The organism is Parafrankia sp. FMc2, assembly GCF_041008525.1.
In the GTDB taxonomy this organism is placed as follows: Bacteria; Actinomycetota; Actinomycetes; order Frankiales; family Frankiaceae; genus Parafrankia.
In genome coordinates, this window is sequence record NZ_JBFLUG010000266.1 from 1 (window position 1) to 4,714 (window position 4,714).

Below are 4,714 nucleotides of genomic sequence, written 5' to 3' on the forward strand. Positions count from 1 at the left end.
TCGCGCGCCGCCGCGTCAACGTCCTCTGAGCACTGCTCCGCGACAACCGTGCCTATCAACCCACGTCACCGCCCCTCACCACAGTCGCCGCACAGCATGATCCACTTGACAACTTCATTGAGAATCGAGCACCTCAGACCATCGTCGGGACATCGGATGTGCACTGGTCGTGGGAGCAGGCATCCGCGAGATGCCGTTCGACCAGACTCCCCACCTGCTCGTATCATCTGGATCGCGCCACACAACCTTTGCACCGCACAACCATTGCGTGAGACAACCATTGCGCGCCACAATACTACTGGTCGATCGGCTGGGCCCATGACCACGCACGAACAGAACTCTCCGGACATCAGTTCGCCGGACCTCAGTCAGTCGTTGACGGCACAGGTCATCGACGCGCTACCGGACTGGATCACCCACCTCATCCAGCTCAACAGCCTGATCGCCACCCGGATGGGGGTGGTCGTGACGGACTTCCACTGCCTCCACGCGTTGCAGCAGGACGGTCCGACCACGGCAGGCGCACTGGCCGAGCGGGTGGGTCTGACGCCCGGCTCCGCGTCCCGCATGATCGACCGGCTCGAGGCTGCCGGCTGCGTGCGCCGGGTTCCGGACCCGGGGAGTCGGCGCCGGATCATCATCGAGCCGACTGACGAGGGACTCGACCGGATCAACGCCTACTACGCCGGGTTGACCGCCCGGACCCGCGAGGACCTGGCCGCCTTCAGCGACGACGAACTGCACACCCTCCTGCGGTTCGTCGAGGTGTTCCGCCTCAGTGCGATCGCCGAGGTCCGCCATCTGCGCTCCATGCCCTGACTCCGCATGTCCTGGTTCCGAGCGCCCTGACTCCGAGCGCCCTGGTTCTGAGCCCTTCGCAGGGCTCGCCAGGCCCGGGCGGCCGAACCGCTCGCCGGGCCGGCGACACGGCCGCTCAGGTCGCCTGGAGCAGGTGCACGATCGAGAGGGCGACGGCAAGGCCGCCGAGCAGGAGGCGCAGCGCGGTGTCGGGGACGCGGTGTTGCAGGTGGGCGCCGAGGGAGGCGCCTGCGAGCCCACCCAGGCCGCCGGCCAGCCCCACCGCCCAGTGCGGCGCGATGCTGCCGGGGGCGGTCATGGCGAGCAGGGCGTAGGTGACCGCACCGACCACCGAGGTGGTGAACGTGGCCGTGAGGGCGGCGGGTGCGACGGTGGCGACCGGCAGGCCCCGGCCGACCAGGATCGGGCTCAGGAGCGAACCGCCACCGATGCCATAGACGCCGCCGACAAGCCCGACGGCCAGGGCCAGCGCGGTGATGGTGCGTGGTGCGGGCCCGGGCGCTGCCCCCTTCCGTCCCGCCGTCCCGGTGGTCCCCTTCCCGCTTCCACCCGCGTTCTCGCCTGGACTCCCGCACGTGGTGCCGCACCGGCCGTCACTCCCGCGCACGGCCATGGCGGCCTGCCGGCGAGCGCGCGCGGTGGACAGGAGGAGCCAGAGACCGAGCGGGAGCAGGAAGAGCCCGAGCAGGAGGCGAAACAGGCGGGCGCCGGGCACGACATGGACACGCAGGACGGCCCCGAGCACCACCCCGGGCAGGGTCCCGGCGACAAGCCTGCGGGCGAGCGGCCCGGCGCCCTGCCCACGCGCCCGGTAGCGCAGCAGCGCGCCAGGGGTGGCGACCACGTTGAACAGCAGGTTGGTCGGGGTGACCGCGGGATTCGGGGTGTGCAGCACGTCGAGCTGAACCGGCAGCATGAACACCGCGCCGGACACCCCGACCGGAGCGGTGACCGCCGCGATGAGGAAGCCTGCGACGAAGGCGAGCAGAACGATCATCACGTCAGTGCACGCACGCGCACGGGAGGGGCGTCAGCCGACGGCACGGCGCGCAGGTGAGCGGCGCCGAACGCCCGACGGACGAACGCCCGACGGAATGGCGCGGGAATCTCCGCACATCCGGATCCGGAAGCCCGCTTCTTCCGCTTTTACCAGACACCTTCCTGACACGGTCAAGGTACCCGCACGGAAAGCGCCCGATCGGCTGGTAAAAATACTCCCCCGGGCTCGGCGACATCAGCCGAAAATAGCGGGAAATGTTTCCCCACCGCCAGCCGGGCGGCCCTACTCCCGGGCCGCGAGCGCCTCTCCGGCCGCGGCCGCGACGGCGGGGGTGAGCCGGGGCAGGTCCAGTGGGGGCAGCAGCATCCCGGGCGGGGTCTGCGTGGTCAGCGCACGCACGGCGGCGAGCCGTGCCGCCGGGGTGATCGGCCGGCGCATCGTCACCGCCGCCTGCAGCAGGCCGGGCAGGGCGTGCAGCGGGCGGGGGCCGAGGCTCGCCGAGTCCAGCGGGGGCGGGCGCTCCGGGCGGGTCCGCAGCACGGCGACGCCGTCCGGCGGCCGGGCAAGGCCGATCAGGTCCACGATCAGGTCGAGGTCCGCGGCGAGCCCGTGCAGCGGCTGCACCCCGTACAGCACCGGGTCGTAGAGCGTCACCTGCCGGACGCCGGCGCCGACCACCAGCCCGGCGAGGTCGCCGCCCCGACCGGGGTCGATGATGGCGACCCGGGCGCGGGCCGGCTCGATGCCGTGCGCCCGCAGGTGGTTGAGGATCGCCGCGGTCGCCGCGACCGCCAGGCCGTCGTTGATCGAGTCCAGCAGCAGGGGCGACGTCGGCCGTGGCGCGGCGAGCATCGCCGCGCGCACCGCGTCGATCCGCCGGACGTGCGTGTGTACCAGCACCATCGCGGCGAAGCCGGGGGCGAGCATGCCGACGAGCCGGGCGAGGTCGGCCGGCTCGTGCGCGTCGACCGGCATCGGGATGACATCGAGGCCCGTTGCCCGGTGCAGGTGTGCGGCCTGCGACTCGACCGCGGGCAGGGCCGCCTCGGCCGCGAGCGGCTCGAAGTCGAGGACGGCGCTCGCGTCCGTCAGCAGGGCGATCCGGCGGGGTCGTCCCGTCACCCGGTCGGTGTGGTTCGGGTGGACGGAGAGGTACCGGATGACCCGGCGGTCCGCCTCGGCGTCGAAGAGAGCCAGGTCGTGGCCGGTGGTGACCGACGCGCACAGCGACTGGGTGAGCTTGCCGGACGACGCGACCGTGAAGACGGGATCCTCGGTCTGCAGCAGGTCGGCGCCAAGCCGTGCCCGCAGGGCGCTGGTCAACCAGGCCAGTGTCGAGCCGCTGTCGGCGTCGAGGGTGATGCGGCGCTGGTCGCGGGCGTCGGCCTCGTCGGCCTCGTCGGCGTAGCAGACCACGACCCCGGGGGCGGAGGCGATCACGGCGTCGATGTCGGCCCGCACGCGGCCGGGCACCCGGACCGTCACGCTGAAGGCGGCGCTCGTCCCGCGCACACCGGCGGCCTCAGAGGGCACGGCTGCTACCCCGCGGCGGGCCGGCACAGCGACGGTACGAACGACTCACGGGCCCGACCACCTCGCGCTCACCGGGAATCCGCCCACCCGGCCAACCCCACAGGTCACCATCTTGCCACCTGAGAAATTACCAAGCCGGCAGCCCGGCCGTACCCCGAACCCGTGCTATGGACGATCCCGCAGGCCCGCCGCCGAACCCGCCGGCCCCTGGTCGCTCGGCGCTGGTCCGTCCGATGCTGATCCGTCCGATGCCTGTTCGCCCGATGCCTCGGCGTGCCTCGAGATCAGCCGTGCCCGGACCTCGTCCGGGGTGTAGGCCCGGCGGGTGCGCTCGGATCGCGCCAGCGCCGCCCCACCCGCGGCGACGCCGACGACGCTCGCCAGCCCCAGCACCTTCCACCAGCGTCCCCGGCCCGGTCCGGGCAGTGCCGGCCTCCAGCTCGTCATCTCTGCCTCCGGGGGAGACGCCGGCCTTCAGGCCGGAGAGGAATCCGGTTTCCCGCGGAGCGGGTCAGGGGTAGGCGATCCGCCGTCAGGCGGACCGCCGTTCGTCGAGGCCAAGGCGCGCTTGACCAGCCACAGGATCTCGGTTTGTCTCGATCGTTCATCGCGGGTCGCAGCCCCACGTGATGTGGGTGGTCTGGTCGTCCGGCTACGGAAGGTTCACCCGTGTCGGCCTGGTGGCGATCTAGGCTGGTCGGGTGTCCCGTTTCCGGTTGTCTCCCGACGCGGCGCAGGCCGAGGCCCTGCTTGCCCAGTGTGGGTATGCCCGGTTCGTGTGGAACCTGGGGCAGGAGCAGCGGGCCGCGTACCGGGCCGGGCGTGGGCCTGCACCCGGCTACCACGAGCAGGCACGGCAGTTGACCGAGGCCCGGCGCACGTTCGGCTGGCTGGCGGCCGGGTCGCAGACCGTGCAGCAGCAGGCTTTGCGTGATCTGGATCAGGCGTGGCGGAACTTCTTCGCCGGCACCCACCGGCGGCCCGGGTTCCGCCGCCAGGGGGTGCATGAGGGGTTCCGGATCGTGGGCCAGGCCGCCGGGCGGGTCCGCGTCGAGAGCCGGAGATGGTCGTCGGTGCTGGTCCCGAAGGTGGGCTGGGTCAGGTTCCGTCGCAGCCGCCCGGTTCCGGCGGCGAAGTCGTACCGGGTCACCCAGGATCGGACGGACCGCTGGCATATCTCGTTCGCCGTGGTACCCGAACCGATCGAGGCCCCGGGCACGGGTGCGGTGGTGGGGGTGGGGGTGGATCGGGGTGTTGCCGTCTCGGTCACGCTGTCAACCGGCGAGTTGCGGGTCTGCCCCGGTCTGCGGTCGAAAGAAGCCGGGCGGGTGGGGCGGCTGCAGCGGCGACAGGCGAAGGCGA

Annotated in this window: 5 protein-coding genes; 2 read left to right on the top strand and 3 right to left on the bottom strand. The window is 72.2% G+C overall.

What is annotated here, in order from left to right; genetic code table 11:
- Positions 1-318: 318 nt before the first annotated feature.
- Positions 319-819, top strand: a complete 501-nt coding sequence (locus AB1460_RS35710; protein ID WP_368966859.1) for a MarR family winged helix-turn-helix transcriptional regulator — start codon at positions 319-321, stop codon at positions 817-819.
- A 115-nt stretch (positions 820-934) separates the two neighbouring features.
- On the opposite strand, the gene AB1460_RS35715 is transcribed toward AB1460_RS35710, so the two are convergent.
- From AB1460_RS35715 to AB1460_RS35725, 3 genes are all read right to left on the bottom strand, one after another.
- Positions 935-1,819 carry a TSUP family transporter gene (locus AB1460_RS35715; RefSeq protein ID WP_368966861.1) on the bottom strand — a complete coding sequence of 295 codons (885 nt, stop codon included), beginning with the start codon at positions 1,817-1,819 and terminating at the stop codon, positions 935-937.
- A 282-nt stretch (positions 1,820-2,101) separates the two neighbouring features.
- Positions 2,102-3,352: a malic enzyme-like protein gene (locus AB1460_RS35720; RefSeq protein ID WP_368966863.1), complete on the bottom strand. Its 1,251-nt coding sequence runs from the start codon at positions 3,350-3,352 to the stop codon at positions 2,102-2,104.
- A gap of 165 nt (positions 3,353-3,517) precedes the next feature.
- A complete protein-coding gene (locus AB1460_RS35725; protein ID WP_368966865.1) occupies positions 3,518-3,799 on the bottom strand; it encodes a hypothetical protein in 282 nt (93 codons plus the stop codon).
- A 254-nt stretch (positions 3,800-4,053) separates the two neighbouring features.
- On the opposite strand from AB1460_RS35725, the gene AB1460_RS35730 reads away from it, so the two are divergent.
- Positions 4,054-4,714 (top strand): helix-turn-helix domain-containing protein (locus tag AB1460_RS35730; protein ID WP_368966867.1); only part of this gene is annotated, 661 nt, incomplete at its 3' end.

Coding starts and splice junctions, on each gene's coding strand:
- AB1460_RS35725 (WP_368966865.1), bottom strand. CDS start 3,799: ATGACGAGCTGGAGGCCGGCACTGCCCGGACCGGGCCGGGGACGCTGG.
- AB1460_RS35710 (WP_368966859.1), top strand. CDS start 319: ATGACCACGCACGAACAGAACTCTCCGGACATCAGTTCGCCGGACCTC.